20 protein-coding genes and 1 tRNA gene are annotated in these 18,963 nt (G+C 64.6%); 12 read left to right on the top strand and 9 right to left on the bottom strand.

The features are described 5' to 3' along the window. Positions 1-31 precede the first annotated feature (31 nt). Entirely contained in the window at positions 32-673 is a 642-nt protein-coding gene (locus tag ACFP9U_RS02920; protein WP_378618896.1) for a TetR/AcrR family transcriptional regulator, read from the bottom strand. Positions 674-847: 174 nt separating this feature from the next. Further along, positions 848-1,594, bottom strand: a complete 747-nt coding sequence (locus ACFP9U_RS02915; RefSeq protein WP_378618895.1) for a pyridoxine 5'-phosphate synthase — start codon at positions 1,592-1,594, stop codon at positions 848-850. Positions 1,595-1,729: 135 nt separating this feature from the next. Between ACFP9U_RS02915 and ACFP9U_RS02910 the strand changes: the two genes are divergently transcribed. Next, positions 1,730-2,137, top strand: a complete 408-nt coding sequence (locus tag ACFP9U_RS02910; RefSeq protein WP_378618894.1) for an STAS/SEC14 domain-containing protein — start codon at positions 1,730-1,732, stop codon at positions 2,135-2,137. Between the two features lie 339 nt (positions 2,138-2,476). Here ACFP9U_RS02910 and ACFP9U_RS02905 read toward each other — a convergent pair whose 3' ends face one another. Beyond that, on the bottom strand, positions 2,477-3,604 hold the full coding sequence (locus ACFP9U_RS02905) for an ATP-dependent DNA helicase (RefSeq protein WP_378618893.1): 1,128 nt from the start codon (positions 3,602-3,604) through the stop codon (positions 2,477-2,479). A 118-nt stretch (positions 3,605-3,722) separates the two neighbouring features. Between ACFP9U_RS02905 and ACFP9U_RS02900 the strand changes: the two genes are divergently transcribed. Then, a complete protein-coding gene (locus ACFP9U_RS02900; protein WP_378618892.1) occupies positions 3,723-5,561 on the top strand; it encodes a glycoside hydrolase family 9 protein in 1,839 nt (612 codons plus the stop codon). Here the strand turns inward: ACFP9U_RS02900 and ACFP9U_RS02895 are convergent, their stop codons facing one another. The 3 genes from ACFP9U_RS02895 to ACFP9U_RS02885 form a co-directional block, all read right to left on the bottom strand. Continuing rightward, a complete protein-coding gene (locus ACFP9U_RS02895; RefSeq protein WP_378618891.1) occupies positions 5,562-6,161 on the bottom strand; it encodes a LysE family translocator in 600 nt (199 codons plus the stop codon). A 75-nt stretch (positions 6,162-6,236) separates the two neighbouring features. After that, positions 6,237-6,809 (bottom strand): acetolactate synthase small subunit, encoded by a 573-nt coding sequence (gene ilvN, locus ACFP9U_RS02890; protein ID WP_322450677.1) that lies wholly within the window; start codon positions 6,807-6,809, stop codon positions 6,237-6,239. Positions 6,810-6,845: 36 nt separating this feature from the next. After that, on the bottom strand, positions 6,846-8,648 hold the full coding sequence (locus ACFP9U_RS02885; protein ID WP_378618890.1) for an acetolactate synthase 3 large subunit: 1,803 nt from the start codon (positions 8,646-8,648) through the stop codon (positions 6,846-6,848). A gap of 501 nt (positions 8,649-9,149) precedes the next feature. Here ACFP9U_RS02885 and ACFP9U_RS02880 point away from each other — a divergent pair. Next, positions 9,150-9,593 (top strand): hypothetical protein, encoded by a 444-nt coding sequence (locus ACFP9U_RS02880; protein ID WP_378618889.1) that lies wholly within the window; start codon positions 9,150-9,152, stop codon positions 9,591-9,593. A gap of 185 nt (positions 9,594-9,778) precedes the next feature. On the opposite strand, the gene ACFP9U_RS02875 is transcribed toward ACFP9U_RS02880, so the two are convergent. Then, a tRNA-Asn gene (locus ACFP9U_RS02875) sits at positions 9,779-9,853 on the bottom strand. Between the two features lie 175 nt (positions 9,854-10,028). Between ACFP9U_RS02875 and ACFP9U_RS02870 the strand changes: the two genes are divergently transcribed. Then, complete coding sequence (locus tag ACFP9U_RS02870; RefSeq protein ID WP_378618888.1) at positions 10,029-10,349, top strand: hypothetical protein; 321 nt, start codon at positions 10,029-10,031, stop codon at positions 10,347-10,349. A gap of 46 nt (positions 10,350-10,395) precedes the next feature. Here ACFP9U_RS02870 and wrbA read toward each other — a convergent pair whose 3' ends face one another. Beyond that, positions 10,396-10,995 carry an NAD(P)H:quinone oxidoreductase gene (gene wrbA / locus ACFP9U_RS02865; RefSeq protein ID WP_322450673.1) on the bottom strand — a complete coding sequence of 200 codons (600 nt, stop codon included), beginning with the start codon at positions 10,993-10,995 and terminating at the stop codon, positions 10,396-10,398. Between the two features lie 175 nt (positions 10,996-11,170). Here wrbA and ACFP9U_RS02860 point away from each other — a divergent pair, with 175 nt between their 5' ends. Both ACFP9U_RS02860 and ACFP9U_RS02855 read left to right on the top strand, forming a co-directional pair. Next, positions 11,171-11,911 (top strand): competence/damage-inducible protein A, encoded by a 741-nt coding sequence (locus ACFP9U_RS02860; RefSeq protein WP_378618887.1) that lies wholly within the window; start codon positions 11,171-11,173, stop codon positions 11,909-11,911. Between the two features lie 153 nt (positions 11,912-12,064). Then, entirely contained in the window at positions 12,065-12,907 is an 843-nt protein-coding gene (locus ACFP9U_RS02855; RefSeq protein WP_378618886.1) for a universal stress protein, read from the top strand. Here ACFP9U_RS02855 and ACFP9U_RS02850 read toward each other — a convergent pair whose 3' ends face one another. Further along, positions 12,908-13,612 carry an ATP-dependent Clp protease proteolytic subunit gene (locus tag ACFP9U_RS02850; protein ID WP_378618885.1) on the bottom strand — a complete coding sequence of 235 codons (705 nt, stop codon included), beginning with the start codon at positions 13,610-13,612 and terminating at the stop codon, positions 12,908-12,910. It abuts the gene before it with no gap. Between the two features lie 114 nt (positions 13,613-13,726). Between ACFP9U_RS02850 and ACFP9U_RS02845 the strand changes: the two genes are divergently transcribed. The 6 genes from ACFP9U_RS02845 to ACFP9U_RS02820 all read left to right on the top strand — a co-directional run bounded on the left by ACFP9U_RS02845 (position 13,727) and on the right by ACFP9U_RS02820 (position 18,868). Further along, on the top strand, positions 13,727-14,158 hold the full coding sequence (locus ACFP9U_RS02845) for a GFA family protein (protein ID WP_378618884.1): 432 nt from the start codon (positions 13,727-13,729) through the stop codon (positions 14,156-14,158). Positions 14,159-14,289: 131 nt separating this feature from the next. After that, positions 14,290-14,787 carry a xanthine phosphoribosyltransferase gene (gpt, locus tag ACFP9U_RS02840; protein ID WP_378618882.1) on the top strand — a complete coding sequence of 166 codons (498 nt, stop codon included), beginning with the start codon at positions 14,290-14,292 and terminating at the stop codon, positions 14,785-14,787. Positions 14,788-14,907: 120 nt separating this feature from the next. Continuing rightward, the gene (locus ACFP9U_RS02835; protein WP_378618881.1) at positions 14,908-15,399 is read left to right on the top strand and encodes an NUDIX hydrolase; all 492 of its coding nucleotides are present in this window, start codon (positions 14,908-14,910) and stop codon (positions 15,397-15,399) included. A 239-nt stretch (positions 15,400-15,638) separates the two neighbouring features. Then, positions 15,639-17,186, top strand: coding sequence for an inorganic phosphate transporter (locus ACFP9U_RS02830; protein ID WP_378618879.1), 1,548 nt, complete (start codon positions 15,639-15,641; stop codon positions 17,184-17,186). 153 nt (positions 17,187-17,339) lie between these two features. Further along, a complete protein-coding gene (locus tag ACFP9U_RS02825; RefSeq protein WP_378618877.1) occupies positions 17,340-18,536 on the top strand; it encodes a sulfite oxidase in 1,197 nt (398 codons plus the stop codon). A gap of 29 nt (positions 18,537-18,565) precedes the next feature. Further along, a complete protein-coding gene (locus ACFP9U_RS02820) occupies positions 18,566-18,868 on the top strand; it encodes a c-type cytochrome (protein ID WP_378618876.1) in 303 nt (100 codons plus the stop codon). Positions 18,869-18,963: the final 95 nt, after the last annotated feature.

The following is an 18,963-nucleotide window of genomic DNA, read 5'->3' as shown; positions in this document are numbered from 1 at the left end:
TTCCTTCCATTGCCAACAGTTGCGGCGCCCGTTACGGGTGCGCCCTCTCCTTCTCCCGCACGCCGTGCAGCGTGAAGAACTGCTCCACCGCCCGTTCCGCCCGGGCGGAAAAATCCTCCGGCCTGCGCATGCCCTCCTCGCCGAGCAGCATGCGCACATGCAGGTCGCGCACCACGAGCCCGTAGAGCGTGCGATAGGCCTCGTCGAGGTCGTCATAGGCGATGTGCCCGCAGCGCCGCCCCGATTCCAGGAGCGCGGCCGCCCCCTGGTCGATCCGCCGGCGGCCCTGCTCGACCAGAAGCTGGCCCAGCCTGCTGCCCTCTCGGCTCGCCTGCCCGATCGCCAGCCGGTTGAGCGCCAGCGACACGTCGCCGGAAAGAACCCGCAAAAGATCCTGCGCAAAGGCGACCAGATGCGCGCGGAACTGCCCCCGCTCCAGCGGCCGGCCATCGTCGCTATAGGTGCGCACCTTGCTCGCCTGATGGGCGATCATGGCCGCAAGCAGCCCGTCGCGATCCCCGAACCACTTGTAGAGGCTCTCCTTGGAGCAGCTCGCCGCCCGCGCCACGCCGGCCGTCGTCACCGCCCGCTCGCCCCCCGTAACGAGCAGCGAAAGCGCGCATTCCAGAACCGCATGCTGCCGCGGCGTCAGGCCATCGATATTTTCGCTCAAGGATTACGCCTCTCAGTACCGTACGGTACGGTTCTGTCACAATCGCCGGCCGTTTTCAAGCAAACTCGTTTGGGGCGGTGGAGAATCTCACTTGGTAGCCGGCAAGTCGTACACAGGGAAGCGCTCGGGGTTGAGCATGGTCCAGCCGTCCCCTCCCTGTCCGAGGGGGCAGCGCTATCCTTCGCAGGCCTTCAGGAAGCGTCGCACGGTCTCGGCCATGCCGAACTCCAGCGCATCGGCCGTCAGCCCGTGCCCGATCGACACCTCCGCGAGCGCCGGGATGCGCCGGGCCAGTGGCGGCAGATTGGCGACCGTGAGGTCGTGACCGGCATTGACCGCCAGCCCGAGACCCGTCGCTGTGTCAGCCGTTTTCCCAAGCTTTTCCAACTCTTTGGCGGCCTTTTCGGAATCGTCGTGGCAAGCCCCGTAGGGCCCCGTGTAAAGCTCCACCCGGTCGGCGCCCGTTTCCTTCGCCGCCGCCAACGTCGCTCGGTCCGCGTCGGGATCGCAGAAGAGGGAAACGCGAAAGCCCTGCCGCTTCAGCCGCGCGACGGCCGCTTTCAGGAAGTCCGCCTTTTCCACAAACGGCCAGCCATGGTCGGAGGTCTGCTGTGCCGGGTCGTCCGGCACCAGAGTCACCTGCTCAGGCTGGGTTTCCTCGACGAGGCGCAGGAAGTCCTCCGACGGATACCCCTCGATGTTGAACTCGCGCCCCGGGAAAGCATCGTCGATGAGTGCCCGGATGTCCGGCAGGTCCGAGAAGCGGATATGACGCTGATCCGGCCGGGGATGGACGGTAAGGCCGTTCGCGCCGGCTTCGAGCGCGATGTGGCCGAGCCGGGTCAGGCTGGGCCACGGCAGGTCACGCCGGTTGCGCAACATGGCGATGGCGTTCAGATTAACGGAGAGCTTGGCCGGCATGGATCGATCCCGCTTCGCGTATCAGGTCCCCCTCCTATAGCGCCTTTGGCGGGAACTGACAGGGCCAATCGCCGTTGTCCAACGGGGTCAGAGAAGGACCGCGCCAGGCATCTGCCTTGCGGGAAGTGCGCGCAAATGCTGATCAACGAAACACCGCCGCACGTCCGGCGCATCGACACCGACCGTGAAGACGCCTACGCCTTCGAGGTCACCGGGCACATCAGCGCGGCCGACATGGAAAACATGTACGGCCTCCTCGAAGGCGCCTATGAACTGCATGAGCGCATAGACGTGATCGTCCTCATCCACGATTACGAAGGCCTCGACTGGGGTGCGGCGTGGAAGGAACAGACCATTCGCGGCAAGAACCGCGCCATCAAGCGCATCCGCAAATACGCGGTCGTCGGCGGCCCGGGCTGGATCAAGCCGATAATCGCCCTGTCCAAGCCCTTCCTTTCCATGAAGATGCGCCATTTCGAACCTGAGGAAATCGAAGCGGCATGGGAATGGATCGGTGCCAGGCCGCTGCCGGGACCGGCGTAGGGCGATCCGTTAGCCGGATACACTCCCCCGTCATCCCGGCCAAGCGGCGAAGCCGCGCAGCGCCGGGACCATTGAGCGGCGCAGCTGATCTCCGCAGAAAGCGGTTGCGGGCACTGACATGCAACCCGGACGACGAGGACCGGGCCGTGCTCGATGAAAGTCCGGCCAATAGGCCCCGGATAAGCCGTCGGCTTTCCGGGGTGACGGCAAGGTTGTCGTCAATGCGGCAAGACACCTTTGCGATTGCCCTGCCCAGGAGATGGCCTGCCGTTCGAAGACGCGTGAAGGAACACCGATCCGTTCGGTTGCCGAACGCGGAACGCCCAAACGGTCCGTCGCCTACCGCACCACCGTCAGCCGCTCCGCCGCCCGTGTGATCGCGGTGTAGAGCCAGCGCTGGCGCGTGTCGCGAAAGGCGAAGCTCTCGTCGAAGAGCACCACCTCGTCCCATTGCGAGCCCTGCGCCTTGTGCACGGTGAGCGCATAGCCGAAATCGAAATCGTCGAAGCGCTTCTTCGTCTGCCAGGGGACCTCCGCCTCCGGGTCCTCGAAAGCCGCCTTCAGGAGCTTGATCTTGGCCACGCCCCGGTCCGGATCGTCCTCTTCCGGCGAGACGAGCAGGTTGATGCCGGGTTTGGAGGTCTCGCGCGCGGCCGTCATCACCTTCCATAGCGAGCCGTTCAGGAGCCCCTTGGCGGGATCGTTCCTGAGACAGACCAGCTTGTCGCCGGCCTGCGGGAGGGGCCCGTCGAACCCCTTCAGCTCACGCAGGCGCTGATTGTAGCGCCGGCGCGTGCGGTTGATGCCGACCAGAACCTGGTCCGCCGCGAGCACCATGTCTCGGTCCACATCACCCTTGGAGATCACCCGCGCCGTGCCGTAGTCGCCATACATGAACTCCCGGCCCTCGCGCACGTCGAGCGCCAGGCGGATGATCGGGTTGTCGCGCGCCTGGCGGTGGATCTCGGTCAGGAGGTAGTCCGGCTCCTGCTCGGTGAAGAAGCCGCCGCCGGAAATGGGCGGCAACTGCCCGGGATCGCCCAGCACCAGGATCGGCGTGCCGAAGGACATGAGGTCGCGGCCCAGCTCCTCGTCCACCATGGAGCACTCGTCGATGACGATGAGCTTGGCCCTGGCCACCGGGCTCTGCCGGTTGAGCGAGAAGGTCGGCGACATGGTCGTGCGGCCGGTCGTCTCGTCTTCCACCTGTTCCTCGCCGCGCGGCCGGTAGATCAAGGAATGGATGGTGCGCGCGTTCGTCGCCCCTTTCGAGCGCAGCACCTGCGCCGCCTTGCCCGTAAAGGCGGCGAACTGCACCTCGCCGTCGACATGCTCGGCGAAATAGCGGGCCAGCGTCGTCTTGCCGGTTCCTGCATAGCCGAAAAGCCGGAAGAGCTGTGACTGCCCGTCCTTCAGCCAGCGGGAGACCGCCTTCAGCGCCTCGTCCTGTTGCGGCGAAAAATCCATGACCGCCAGAAACCAGATTCTGCCACCGATGAACAGGGCTTTGGGACCCGCGATGTCTTTACGGGAAACTAAGGCCGCCGGGCTACTGTCCAAGGGTCAAAAAAAGGGGGCAAATGGGATGGCGGGCAAGTGCAAGACGACGGTCGCGATCGCCGGGCTCATGCTGGCGACAGCCGCGCAAACCCCCGCAGCTCCGGCGGGCGCGGGCGAGCGCGCTCGCCTCGTGGTCAATCAGCTCGGCTATCTCCCCGACGGACCGAAGCGCGCGACGTTCCTGACCGGGGCGGAGCGTCCGCTTCCCTGGCGCATCGTCGACGACAAGGGCAATGAGGTCGCATCCGGCCAGAGCGAGCCCGCGGGCATCGATCCCACGGCGCAGGCCAACACCCATGTGCTCGATTTCACGGATCTATCGGAGCCCGGCACCTACTGGATAGAAGCCGGCGGCAGCCGCAGCCACCCCTTCTCAATCGAAGCCGGGCTCTACCGGGACCTTGCACGCGATGCCGTCAACTACTTCTATCCCGTGCGTTCCGGCATCGCGATCGATGGCGCGATCGCAGGTGCGGCCTATGCCCGCCCCGCCGGCCATGTCGCAGCGCCGGCGGACGGGCTCACCAATAAGGGCGACCACGCCGTGCCCTGCCTTTCGCCCGAGGAGGCCGACGCCGCCTACGGCGCGCCGTGGACCTGCGCCTACACGCTCGACGTCACTGGCGGCTGGTACGACGCGGGCGACCACGGCAAGTACGTCGTCAATGGCGGCATCTCTGTCGCCCAGCTCATGGGCGCCTACGAGCGCACGCTCTACATGGACGGCGCCTTACCCGCCCTGTTCGCTGACGGCACGCTTGCCATCCCCGAAGGGGGAAACGGCGTACCCGACATCCTGGACGAGGCCCGCTGGGAGCTGGAGTTCCTCTTGAAGATGCAGGTGCCGGAAGGCGAGACGCTCGCCGGCATGGTGCATCACAAGATCCACGACACGGCATGGACCGGCCTGCCGATGCTCCCGCACGAGGATCCGATGCCGCGCAAGCTGCACCGCCCCTCGACGGCCGCCACGCTCAATCTCGCTGCCGCCGCTGCACAGGGTGCGCGGCTGTTCAAGACGTTCGATCCCCCTTTTGCCGGGCGCCTGTTTGCCGCGGCCGAGCGGGCCTGGCAGGCCGCCCGGAACCACCCGTCTCTCCACGCACCGGCATCGGACGACGCCGGCGGCGGGGCCTATGGCGATGCGGACGTGAGCGACGAGTTCTACTGGGCGGCGGCCGAGCTTTTCATCACCACCGCGGACGCACGCTACCGCGAGCACCTCGCCGCCTCCCCCTATTTCCGGGGCGAGGTCTTCCGCGACGCGGGCTTTGACTGGGCGAACGTGGCCGCGCTCGGCCGTCTGTCGCTGGCGACCGTGCCCAACACGCTGCCTGTCGAGGATATCGCCGCCTTTCGCGGTTCCGTCATCATGGCGGCGCGGCGCTACGTCACCCTTCAGGACGCGCGCGCCTTCGGCCAGATCTACGCGCCGGATGACGGCAAGTACGGCTGGGGCTCGAACCACTCGATGACCCAGATCGGCATCATCGTCGCACGCGCCTACGACTTCTCCCGTGATCCGCGCTTCCGCCGCGCTGCGCTGGAAGCCGCCGACTACCTTTTGGGCCGCAATGCGCTCGACAATTCCTTCATTACCGGTTACGGCAGCGCCTATTCGAAAAACCAGCATTCGCGCTGGTTCGCCCACCAGCTCGATGCAACCCTTCCGCACCCGCCCAAGGGTGCGCTCGCTGGCGGCCCCAATGTCTGGCTCCAGGATGCCGTGGCGGCCGGAAAACGCGCCGGCTGCGCGCCGCAGCTTTGCTATGTCGACGACATCGAGAGCTGGTCGACCAACGAGATCACCATCAACTGGAACGCCGCCCTCGCCCAGTTCGCCGCCTTCCTGGCCGAGCAATGATCACGCGTTCAGCATGGGCCAGAGGGTCGAGGCAAGCGCCAGTCCCATTGTGATGTTGAACCATTTCAGCCGGACCGGATCCGCCAGGAATCCGCGCATCGCCGTGCCGAAACCGGCCCAGATGGACACGCTCGGGAAATTGACCAACGTGAAGGCCAGCGCCACCAAGAGGATCGAGAGCACGGGCGTGTGCGGATCGGTGTAGATCGCCATCGCCGTGACGGCCATCATCCACGCCTTGGGATTGACCCACTGGAAGGCCGCCGCCTCGACAGGGCGCATTGGCCGCGAACGCTCCTTCCCCCGCGCGTCAAGCGACCGCGAGAAAGCGATCCGCCAGGCAAGGTAGAGGAGATAGCCGCCGCCGGCCGCTTTCAGCACGACATGCAGCTGCGGATAGGCGGCCAGCAGCGCGCCCAACCCGAACCCCACCGCCAGAAGCAGCGAGGCAAAGCCGCCGGCGATGCCGAACATGTGCGGGACCGTGCGGCGGAACCCGAAATTCACACCGGAGGCCAGCAGCATGAAATTGTTCGGCCCCGGTGTCACCGACGAAACGAAGGAGAATACCAGCAGGGCGAGGAAAACATCGAGTGACATGCAATTCCAACGCTTGATGGGATAGAAACGCGGCGAAGCCCGCTCGGTTTCCCGCCGGCAAGCATCGCGGAAAACTCACATGCCCTGCGGCCCGCGGTTCATCGCCGCTACGCCCGTGCGGCAGACTTCCACCAGCCCGAGCGGCTTCATGATGGCGATGAACTGCTCGATCTTCGAGACACGCCCGGTGATCTCGAAGATGAAATGCTCCGTATTGGCGTCGATCACCTGGGCGCGGAAGGCGTCTGCCAGGCGCAGGGCCTCCACGCGATGGTCGCCCTTCCCGCTCACCTTCACCAGCGCCAGCTCGCGCTCCAGCGGACGCTCCTGCCCGCGCTCATGGGCGACGATCGTCAGGTCCACCACCCGGTGCACCGGCACCACGCGCTCGAGCTGGTGCTTGATCTGCTCTATGGTGTGGGGGGTTCCGCGGGTGACGATGGTGATGCGCGAAACGTGCCGCTCGTGCTCGGTCTCCGATACGGTGAGGCTGTCGATATTGTAGCCGCGGCCGGAAAACAGCCCGATGACGCGGGCGAGCACCCCCGGCTCGTTGTCGACGAGCACGGCGAGCGTGCGCTTTTCTTCCTGCTCGGTCTCGGCGGCGATGAAATACGCGGAGCCGGTGGGCTTCAACTGGGCGTTCATTCGCTTGTTCTCTATCCTTGCTACCGGAATGTAGTTCTACACAAGTGCCCGGCCCTCGGCATCGATGGCGTTCGCCACCGCCTCGTCCGTCGCCTCGTCGGGAAGCAGCATCTCGTTATGCGCCTTGCCGGACGGGATCATCGGGAAGCAGTTGGCGAGGTTGGCCACCCGGCAATCGAAGATCACCGGCGCGTCGGTCTCGATCATCTCGGTGATCGCATCGTCGAGATCGCCCGGCTTCTCGCAGCGTATGCCCTTGCAGCCATAGGCTTCCGCGAGCTTGACGAAATCCGGCAGCGCCTCCGTGTAGGAATGCGACAAACGGTTTCCGTGCAGCAGCTGCTGCCACTGGCGCACCATGCCCATATACTGATTGTTCAGGATGAAGATCTTGATCGGTGCGTTGTGCTGCACCGCCGCGCTCATCTCCTGCATCGTCATCAGCACGGAGGCATCGCCGGCGATGTCGATCACCAGTGCATCCGGATGGGCGACCTGCACGCCGAGCGCGGCCGGCAGGCCGTAACCCATCGTGCCGAGCCCGCCGGACGTCATCCACCGGTTGGGCTGTTCGAAGCCGAAGTGCTGCGCCGCCCACATCTGATGCTGGCCGACCTCGGTGGTGATATAGACGTCGCGATCCTTCGTCAGCGCGTAGAGGCGCTGGACGGCATATTGCGGCATGATAACGTGGTCGTTCGGCTTGTAGGCGAGCGAATTGCGTGCCCGCCACTTCTCGATCTGCGTCCACCAGGGCGAAAGCACTTTCTTGTCAGCCTTGGCGCTCGCCCGCCACAGGCGCACCAGATCCTCCAGGACGCGTCCCGCATCGCCGATGATGGGAACGTCGACATGCACGTTCTTGTTGATCGACGAGGGATCGATGTCGATATGGATCTTCTTCGACCCCGGCGAAAACGCGTCGATGCGCCCGGTGATGCGGTCGTCGAAGCGCGCGCCGATGCACAGCATCACGTCGCAGTCGTGCATGGCCATGTTGGCCTCGTAGGTGCCGTGCATGCCCAGCATGCCGAGCCAGTTCCTGCCCGACGCCGGATAGGCGCCGAGACCCATCAGGGTCGAGGTGATGGGAAAGCCCGTGAGGTCCACCAACTCGCGCAGGAACTGGCTGGCCTGCGGACCGGCGTTCACCACACCGCCGCCACTATAGATGACCGGCCGCTCGGCCTGGGCCATCAGCGCGATCGCGTGCTTGATCAGGTCCTGGTCGCCTTCCTCCCGCGGATGGTAGCTGGTGCGCGGTGCCGTCTGCGGCGACGTATATGTGCCCTTGGCGAACTGCACGTCCTTCGGGATGTCGACGACGACCGGCCCGGGCCGTCCCGTCTGGGCGACGTGAAAGGCCTCGTGCAGAACCGCCGCCAGCCGGTTGACGTCGCGCACCAGCCAGTTGTGCTTGGTGCAGGGGCGCGTAATCCCCACCGTGTCGCATTCCTGGAACGCATCGGAACCGATCAGCGTGGTCGGCACCTGGCCGGAAATGCACACCAACGGGATGGAATCCATGAGCGCATCCTGCAGCGCGGTGACCGCATTGGTCGCCCCCGGCCCGGAGGTGACCAGCATCACGCCCGCCTTGCCCGTTGAACGCGCATAGCCCTCGGCCGCGTGTCCCGCGCCCTGCTCGTGGCGCACCAGGATATGCTCGACATCCTCCTGCTGGAAAAGCTCGTCATAGATGGGAAGCACGGCCCCGCCCGGATAGCCGAAAATATGCTCGACGCCGTTATCCCTCAGCGCCTGCACCACGATCTCCGCGCCCGTCATTTCCTGCATGCCCAACTCCTGCCCTTCCGGCGCCGGCGCTTGTGCGTTCATCGCTTGCTGTCCCGTCTTTTCACATTCGCTTCGATCGGCCAATAAAAAAGGCTCCCGGAGGAGCCCTGTCTTCGCACATGAGTGGCTGTCGCCCGACGGCTACGCCGCCTTGCCCATGTGCGTTCCTACTACGAGAATACCTGTCGTCATCATGGCGCGGACAATAAGGCGCAACGGTGGAGAAAGTCAACGCATAAAGCGGCCCCTTCTGCATGATAACGGCCGCACGGGCCGAACGCCCGGCCACACCGGTCCGCCGCACCTGGCGGGCGCAACGAGTCCGGGCCGAATAGACTCCGGAATTTCGCCACCGCGGGAGCCGGATGAACCGGCCGTGCGGCCCTTTCAGAAACGATGGTGAGGGTAAGCCCTCCAAGCCTCCCACTCCTCACGTTCGCGAAGACAAGGAGTTCCAGGGGCCGCCACGACGAATAAAATTGACATTCGATCCCCGGAAGCCTCAAGGTTTGCTACCATATGTAATCTTTTGGGAGAAACGACATGGGTATCACGGACAGGTGGAAGGACTACAGGCCCCAGAAATCAGTTCTGGCTTGGACCGCCGTCGGAGCCAGCATCCTGACAATGGTTGTGGGCTTCACATGGGGTGGTTGGGTTACCGGCGGCACGGCGCGTTCAATGGCAGAAGAAGCGGCACAGGCACGACACGCCGAGCTTGCCGCCACGATCTGCGTTGAAAACTTCTCTTCACTAGGTGAGGCGCGTCTCGAACAGCAGGAACTGGTCGCGTTGAGCAGTTATCGCCAAAGGCAGTTCGTGGAGAACGCCGAGTGGGCGATGCTGCCCGGCGGCCAGAAAATAAGCCGTGATGCGGCAAGCCTTTGCGCCGAGCAAGTCGCGGCGATCGACCCCGAGGAACTGCCCGCTCCGATAACGGCGGAAACCGAACTGAACGCCATCGAACCGGATTCGGAAATCCAGTAACGCCGCCCCGACGGCATAGCCTTACCCGTCGCCTTTGGCGGCGGGTTCTGTTCGTCAGCCGGTCGGGTAGCAGGACGAAATTCCAAAAGCCATCGAACCCACCGGCCATCGTCACGGTAACGATGCTCGGGTTGATACGCGCAGTCGCCAACAACGGGTGCCGCACGAATTCTACGGAATGGGAATGGCTCCCCGGGCCGGATTCGAACCAGCGACCAACCGGTTAACAGCCGGTTGCTCTACCGCTGAGCTACCGGGGAATACCTGTGCTCTGGCAAGTGAACGTGCCTATAGCAAAGAGCTTTCGCATTTGCAAAGCGGCTTCTGCGAATTTTTTCGCCGATTTCAGTATGGCGCCTCGCATCCGCCAGTTCGTCACTCCATATGGGAAAGCGCGCCGCGTACCGCAAGGCGCGGCTTTAAGCAGCGCGGACCATGGACACGGACGCCGGAAAAGAGACGATGCAAAAACAAACCCCACGCCAAGACCACGACCGCGCGGCGCGGGACCGTCCGCATGTCAAGGTGGCCGGGCGCCGTATTCCCGTTCCCCGCTCGCGCCTCGCACGCCTCGGGATCGGTGGCGCGCTGGCCGTTCTCGGCCTCTTTGGCTTTCTGCCCGTACTCGGCTTCTGGATGGTGCCGGTGGGACTGCTCATCCTCTCCTACGACGTCGCAGCCGTGCGGCGCTTTCGCCGCCGGATCGAAGTGTGGTGGCATCGCAGGAAGGAAGGCCGGCGCGGCGGCCATGCCTGAGGAAGCGGCGGGCGGCGAGTCGCCGCCCCCCTCCACAGGCGTTACGTCAGCCTTTCAGCCTCGCGGCAATCCCGGCCAGACGCTTGCCCTGGAACCGCGCCCCTTCCAGTTCCTGATCCGAGGGAAAGCGCGAGCCGTCGCTGTTGGTGGTGGTGGTCATGCCGTAGGGCGCGCCGCCGCGCACCGTATCATTGCCCGTCTGGCCGTCATAGGCATAGGAGAGCGGCACGATGAGCATGCCGTGGTGCTGCAGGGCGTGCTGCATCGAGGTCAGCGCCATTTCCGCCCCGCCGTGCTGCGTGGCGGTGGAGGCCATCACGGTAGCGGGTTTGTCGATCAGCTTGCCCTCGGCCCAAAGCGGCCCCGTCTGGTCGAGGAAATTCTTCATCTGCGCGGCCATCATGCCGTAGCGGGTCGACAGGCCGAAGACGAAGCCGTCATAGTCGGCAAGCTCCAGCGGCTCGGCGATGGGCGCTTCCTGGTCGAGTTTATAGCCGGCCTGCTTCGCCACCTCTTCGGGCACCAACTCCGGCACGCGTTTGACCGTCACATCGGCACCAGCCTCCTTGGCACCCTCCGCCGCGGCCCTGGCCATCTGCTCCATGTGGCCCCAGCTCGAATAATAAAGAACCAGTATCTTCGTCATTGTGTCTTCCGCTCCTTGCCAATCATTGGGGCGATTGCTGCGCCATCCGAGATTTAGGGATCGTGCCGGAGGATGGAACACCCCTCTTTGCCGACACAGTGTTCACCCTTTCCCATCCATTGCCGCTGCGCGGCGATCCGGTTATCTGACGGGTCTCGCAACGGGGAAACACGCGATGAGCGAAATTGTTACGGCGGCGATGGTGGTGATCGGCGACGAGATCCTTTCAGGCCGCACCAAGGACAGGAATATCAGCCATCTCGCCGATATGCTGACGGCCGTCGGCATCGACCTCAAGGAAGTGCGTATCGTCGCCGACGACGAGGCGGCCATCGTCGAAGCCGTGAACACGCTGCGCGCGCGCAATACCTATGTCTTCACCACCGGCGGCATCGGCCCGACCCACGACGACATCACCGCCGACGCCGTTTCCGCCGCCTTCGGCGTGCCCTGCGACTATGAACCGAAGGCGCTGAAACTGCTCGAAGAGCACTTTGCCCGGCGCGGCATCGCCTTCACCGAGGCGCGCAAGCGCATGGCACGCATGCCGAAGGGCGCCGTCCACATCGCCAATCCCATCTCCGTCGCGCCGGGTTTCAACATCGGAAATGTCTATGTCATGGCCGGCGTGCCCGCCATCTTCCAGGCCATGCTCGACGCCGTGGTGCCGACGCTCAAGACGGGCGCCAAGCTGCTCTCGGTCGCCATTCCCTCCCCGCTTCCCGAAGGAACGATCGGTGGTCCGCTCGGAGAGATCCAGAAAGCGCACGCCGAAGCGATCATCGGCTCCTATCCGAAATACCAGGACGGCAGCTTCTGGACCGAGATCGTCATCCGGGCACGATCCGAAGATGTCCTGAAGGAGGCGAAGACGGCGGTCGAGGCGATGCTCGACGGCCTTTTGAAACGGAATTGAGCCTGTACCGTTGTACCACATCATTCCCGCGGCTCGCGGAAATGGTCGAGCTGTCTTATATTGCACAGTTCCGAGCGGAAAATCGGAATCCACCTTTCCCGGAGTTGCTCTGGCGGGCATAGACTCCCGCCCTTGCCGTTCAAGGAGGCTTCTATGACCTACCGCACATTGCTCGCGATCCTGCAGAGTGAGGCCGATGCGCCGCGCGTCCTCGATTTCGCCCTGCCCTTCGCCGCGCGACACGAAAGCCACTTGATCGGCCTCCACGCCGAGGCGCTGCCCGTCGCAATGATCACGCCCATGGGCGCTCCGGCGATGGATTTGACGCACGAGGCGCAAGGCGAGGCCGACAGCCGCCAGGCCGAGCTGCGCGCGCTCTTCGACGAGCGCGCCCAGACCGAAGGCGTCTCCGCCGAATGGCGCGGCTACGAGAACGTCTCCGGCGATTCCGCCGTCTCCGGCATCGAAAGCGCGCGCGCGGCCGATCTGGCCATCGCGCAGCAGAACGACCCGGATGCCGACGCCCGCATGGTCGCCGACGTCGAGGCGCTGATCTTTGAGAGCGGCCGGCCGGTCCTGCTTATCCCGTACACGTGGTCAGGACGCAGCGCCCCCTTCAAGAAGGTGATCCTGGCCTGGAACGGCAGCCGCGAGGCGGCCCGCGCCGTCTTCGACGCGCTGCCGCTGATGAAGGAGGCCGGCAATGTCGAGGTGCTGACCGTCGATCCGAGCGACACGCTGCAGCAGGACGCCGGCATGGCCGGCGCGGCGATCGCCGCCACGCTCGCCCGTCACGGCATCGACGTCACCGTGCGCACCGAGCAGTCGGCAGGACTCAGCCACGGCGACGTGATCGCCAACCGCCTCTCCGACACCGGCGCCGACCTTCTGATCATGGGCGCCTACGGCCGCTCGCGCGCCTCGGAGTTCATCTTCGGCGGCGTCACGCGAAGCATGCTGCAGTCGATGACCGCACCGGTCCTGATGTCGCGGTGATCAGCCGTCGTCTTCCGAGGCATCCTTTATGACGATGGAGAGCGGCGCGTCCACGATGCCGTTCTCGATGGCGCTGATGATTCCTTTTTCTTCCGCTTCCACAGGCGAAAGGACCAGCCTGTCATTCTCGCTGTAAAGGATCTTCTCTATCTCATCATCCGACAGGGACGTGCATTCCCTGTAGATGTCCGCCATGGAATCCTTGTACACGCCCAACAGTTGCTCCGCATTGATCAATTGGTCGGGCTGAATATACGCTCCACCGTCACTCCAAGTGCTGGGGGCATGCAGGTAAAGGATTCCCCTTTCCAACGATCGTCTCTCTTCGGCGCCGCAGAACATGAGGGTCGCTGACGAGGCGACCATGGACAAATTTACGGCAGTGACGGGTGTTCGGGAACTTTTGATCGCCCAATAGGCCATCTTCCCACTATCTATACTGCCACCCTCGCTGTTTATATAGAGATATATCGTCTTAAGATTCTTTGAGCCCGTGTTCAGCCCGTCGAGAACGCGCATCAGGTCGGATACGTTGCTCATCGTCATCTCAGCAAGAAAGTATATCTTCGCGACCTCGGCCGCTTCCGCCTCTTTCTCGTCATCGGGTGACGTGGCGAACACCTCGGCCTTCAATGGAAACGTGGACACCAGCATGAAGAACGAAAAAATGATCAATGGCGCGGAACGCATGCAAAGCTTTGTCATCAAAATTTCCCTAAAAAACATATTTCTAATATCAATTCCTACGCCCCTGATACGCAAATACGCCTAAATTGTGATCTCCTTCGGGGCTTCCAATGGCAACGATCGAGGCTGCAGATGGAGTATGATATCGATGAAATTGGCGGTGCCTGCCACTGCGGGACGGTGCGCTTTCGTGTCCGGCTGAAGGGCGGACTGCATACGGCCCGCCGCTGCACCTGCTCCTACTGCAGCATGCGCGGAGCCGTGGCTGTGACGGCCGAACGCGGCGGCATCGACATACTTGCCGGTGAGGACGCGCTCAGCCTTTATCAGTTCAATACGATGACGGCGAAACACTACTTCTGCTCGCGCTGCGGGATCTACACGCATCACCAGCGCCGCTCCGACCCGAATGAATACGGCGTCAATGTCGCCTGTCTCGAGGGGATAAGTCCGTTCGATTTCGACGAAGTGCCGGTCTCGGATGGCGTGAACCATCCCTCCGACAGGGCCAGACCTGCCGGCTCGGATACCGTCGGCGTGCTCCGTTTCATCCGCCACAAGTAAGGCCACGCCGGCCTTTACCGCTGCAGACGCTTGGAGCGTCTGCATACGCCCCTTGCGCCTTCGACCCGTTTCCGGCTAATTCCCCGCGCATTCCCGGCACGGCTGGCGTGCCCACGCGGAGTGTTGAGAGCATGGCCCTTCCAGACAAAGCCTTCCCCGTCTCGTGGGACCAGTTTCATCGTGATGCGCGGGCACTGGCCTGGCGCCTGGCGGGAGCCAACGGACAATGGAACGCGATCGTCTGCATCACCCGCGGCGGCCTCGTGCCGGCGGCGGTGATCGCCCGGGAACTCGGCATCCGCCTGATCGAGACCGTCTGCGTGGCCTCCTATCACGACTATACCGAGCAGGGCGAGTTGCAGGTGCTGAAGGAGATAACACCTGGCCTGCTCGAGAACGACGGTGAAGGGGTGCTGATCGTCGACGACCTTACGGACACCGGCAAGACGGCAGCGATCGTGCGGGCGATGATGCCCAGGGCACACTTCGCCACCGTCTACGCCAAGCCGAAGGGGCGGCCGCTGGTGGACACCTTCATCACGGAAGTCTCGCAGGACACCTGGATCTATTTCCCGTGGGACATGGGCTTTTCCTACCAGAAGCCTATTGCCGAGAACGAGCGCGGCTGAGCCGTGCCGGCCGCGGCCCTGCCCCGCTTATTTGCCTATTTTCCTGCGCAACCTATCTTCTCGGTACGAAGTTGAATGATGTGACGGTGATTCGTCGCATGGAACCTCGGACGGAGAAGGATGATCGCAAGCCACGCCACGCGCATGGGACTGATCGAGTGGCTACGCCGCCTCATCGGCGGCAATCCGCCCCGTGTGCAGGCGGCGGCCCTTCCCTGGCGGGTGAAGGGCGATCGCATAGAGGTCATGCTGGTCACCAGCCGTGGAACCGGCCGTTGGGTTCTGCCCAAGGGCTGGCCGGAGGGCAGAGAAAGCCTTTCTGCGACCGCGGCGCGAGAGGCGGTAGAAGAGGCCGGCGTGGAAGGTGACATCAGCGAGGAAGCGCTGGGCCGCTATCTTTACGGCAAGGCGACGGCGACGGGCCTGCTCTGGCGCTGCGAGGTCGCCGTCTTTCCGCTCAAGGTGGAACGCGAGGCCAAGAAATGGCCGGAGAAGAAGAAGCGCACCCGCCTGTGGGTGACTCGCGAAGCGGCCGCCGACATGGTGAAGGAGCCGGATCTGGCCGAACTCATCACCGCTTTCCACGGTAATCCACGGGAAATTGCCGCCTGAACGGCATGATCGACGCCGATCTTCGATCCGGCGCTTGTCTCTGCATGCTCCTTTTCCTACCCGATGGGCTGTCACATTGCGCGGCGGGCGACAGGTTGCCCGCGCGCGATCGGCGGGGGTTGCCATGAGCCGGATGAGCCTTTCCGGAAATGCGGGCGTGGACGGAACAAATCCGTCATTCGCCCCTTGCCGGAAGACAGCCCGTTGGAAGCGAAAGAGAATCTGAGCGAAGACCAGTAATGGCCGACACCACCAACCCCAGAAAACAGACCCTCGACAAGGATCTGGACAAGCTCGTCCATGTCGAGGAAGCGGCCAGTCTGTTGGCGCGTGGGCTGGTGGCGCCCGGCCTCGCACTTCTCTTTCTGGCACTGGCAGCCGTCTTTGCCTCGGTCTATGTGATCGGCGAGCCTCGCGCCATCATCATCATCGCCGCGGCGGCCATCGGCGCCTATATGGCCCTCAATATCGGCGCCAACGACGTGGCCAACAACGTCGGGCCGGCGGTCGGCTCGAGGGCCATGACGCTTGGCGGCGCCCTCGTCATCGCCGCCATTTTCGAAAGCGCCGGCGCCCTGATCGCCGGCGGCGACGTGGTGAATACCGTTTCCAAGGGCATCGTGGCGCCCGAGGCGGTGGCAAGCCCCAGCGTCTTCATCGGCGTCATGATGGCCGCGCTCATCTCCTCCGCCCTCTGGATCAATCTCGCCACGTGGATCGGCGCCCCCGTCTCGACGACCCACTCGGTCGTCGGCGGCGTCATGGGCGCGGGCATCGCGGCGGCGGGATTTTCAGCCGTCGACTGGACCGTGATGGCGCAGATCGCCGCGAGTTGGGTCGTCTCGCCGGTGATGGGCGGCGTGGTCGCCGCCCTGTTCCTCGCCGTCATCAAGACCTTCATCATCTATCAGGACGACAAGATCACCGCGGCGCGCCGCTGGCTGCCGCTGCTGATCGCCGTGATGGCCGGGGCCTTCGCCGCCTATCTTGCGACCAAGGGGCTGAAGAAGATCGTTCACGTCAGCGCCTTGGGGGTGACGGCCCTGGGCCTGGGCACCTTCGTCCTCATCTGGGTGCTTTCGCATTTCCACGTGCGCCGCCAGTCCGAAGGGATGGAGAACCGCAACCAGTCGCTCCGTGAGCTCTTCAACCTGCCGCTTGTCATTTCCGCCGCGCTCCTGTCCTTCGCCCACGGCGCCAACGATGTCGCCAACGCCGTCGGGCCGCTTGCCGCCATCGTCTTCACCGCCCAGGCGGACACCGTCACGGCCGAGGTGGCAATCCCCATCTGGGTCATGATCATCGGTGCGTTGGGCATTTCGATCGGCCTCGTCCTGTACGGCCCGAAGCTGATCCGCATGGTCGGCGAGCAGATCACCAAGCTCAACCCCATGCGCGCATTCTGCGTCGCGCTGGCCGCCGCCATTACGGTCATCATTGCCTCCTGGCTGGGCCTGCCCGTCAGTTCCACCCATACCGCCGTCGGCGCCGTCTTCGGTGTCGGCTTCTTCCGCGAGTGGTACACCGCGCGTTCGAAACGCCGCCGCGCCTACCTGGAACGCAAAGGCCTGCAGGTGAAGAACGAAGAGCGCGATGGAAACAGCAACACCACCGGTCCGTCCGGCGGAGAAAGCGGCGATGCCGGCATGTCGCGCGAGGAGATCGCCCGGCGCAAGCTGGTGCGCCGGGCCCATGTGCGCACCATCGTCGCCGCCTGGGTGACGACCGTGCCCGCCGCCGGCATTCTGGCGGCCGGGGTCTTCCTCCTGTTCGATGCAGTGCTTTAGCGGCTGCACCACGCGCACGGCTTCGTTCTTGCAGGAACAAACCGCGGCATAGTTCCGTTACCTCCGCGTTCGACGGATGCAACGTCCATCGGAATGCCTTTGCGCACCCGTGAAGGGGTGTCGGGGCGCAGGCATCCATTCAGGGAGGAAACCATGATCACGATTCCACGCCGTCACTTCCTCGTCGCTCTGGCAGGTACAGCCGGCGCCGCCACGTCGCTGCGCACCCTTGCACCGGGTATCGCGCGGGCACAGGAGCAGAACGCACAGGAACTGCCTGAGGCCGTCAGTTGGAAGGATCCTGGGGCCACCATCGTGCATTCGGACCTCACGGTGGAGACCGAGCGCGACGCGATCGGCACCAGCGGCATCACCTCCAAGGATGTGCTTTATCTGCGCAACAACCTTCCCTCGCCCGACGAGGTGGCCGTCGCCGATCGCGACGCCTGGGAGGTCTCGGTCGAAGGCGTGGCCGAGCCCCGCACCCTCACCGTCGGCGAACTGAAGCGCATGGGCGTGGAGACGGTCGCCACCGTGCTGCAATGCTCCGGCAACGGGCGCGGCTTCTTCGAGCACGAGACCAGCGGCTCGCAATGGCGCACCGGCGCGGCCGGCAACCTGTTGTGGAGCGGTGTGCCCGTGCGCAACGTGGTCGAGGCGCTCGGCGGACTGGAGGACGGTCGCAACTTCATGACCAGCACCGGCGGCGAATCCCTGCCCGAGGGCGTCGATCCGAAGGAGGTCGTGGTGGAGCGCTCGGTCCCGGTGGAGTACGCCATGGAGCACGCCATCCTGGCCTGGGAGATGAACGGCGAGCCGGTGCCACGCGCCCATGGCGGCCCGTTGCGCGTCATTGTCCCCGGCTATTACGGCATCAACAACGTGAAATACGTGCAGCGGGTTGCCTTCACCGATGATGAGAGCGACGCGGCCATCATGCGCACCGGCTACCGTGTCCGCCCGGTCGGGGTCGACGGTGCCCCGGACCAGCCCTCCATGTGGGAGATGAAGGTGAAGTCATGGGTGACCCGGCCGCTGGCCGACGTGGAGAACGGCACCGTGCTGATCGAGGGCGTGGCCTTCGGCGGCTATCACGCGCTGGACAAGGTCGAGGTATCGACCGACGACGGCGAAAGTTGGCAGGAGGCACGTCTGCTCGGACCGGACCTCGGCCGCTTCGCCTGGCGGCCCTTCGTCCTAGAGGCCGATCTGGAGCCCGGCACCTACACGGTCACCAGCCGCGCCACCAATTCGGAAGGCACCGTTCAGGAGGAAGTCACCGAGCCCAACCACCGCGGCTACGACTATAGCGGCTGGCGCCGCCTGGCGGTGGATGTGACGGTGGTCTGACCCGCGCCATGTCATGCCGTTCCGTCCTCATGCCCATTATCCTCGGCGCGTTCGCCGCCGCCCCGGCGGGCGCCTTCGCCGGGGATGATGCTCCGTCGGGAAAGGAACTCTTTTCCTCCGTCGAGCCGGCCTGCTCCGTCTGTCACGTGCTGCGGGACGCCGGCGCCGTGGGCCGCGTCGGCCCCAATCTCGATGAACTCCAGCCGACGCCCGAGCAGGTGCGCAAGGCCCTGCAAGACGGTCCGGGCGCCATGCCGGCCTATGGCGAACGGCTGAGCGAGGCGGAGATCGATGCGGTGGCCGAATATGTAGCGTCCGCGGCCGGAACATGACGGCCACCGGCCGGCGTTCTGCGCCTTTCCCCGCGCACAAGTGGGGATCTGCGCGTTCCCCGATATCCACACCGATGACACACAACATGTAGCGG

Source organism: Nitratireductor sp. GCM10026969 (assembly GCF_042660605.1).
Taxonomy (GTDB): domain Bacteria; phylum Pseudomonadota; class Alphaproteobacteria; order Rhizobiales; family Rhizobiaceae; genus Chelativorans.
Note: the sequence above shows the minus strand (reverse complement) of the source record. Positions and strands in the feature narration are given on the sequence as shown.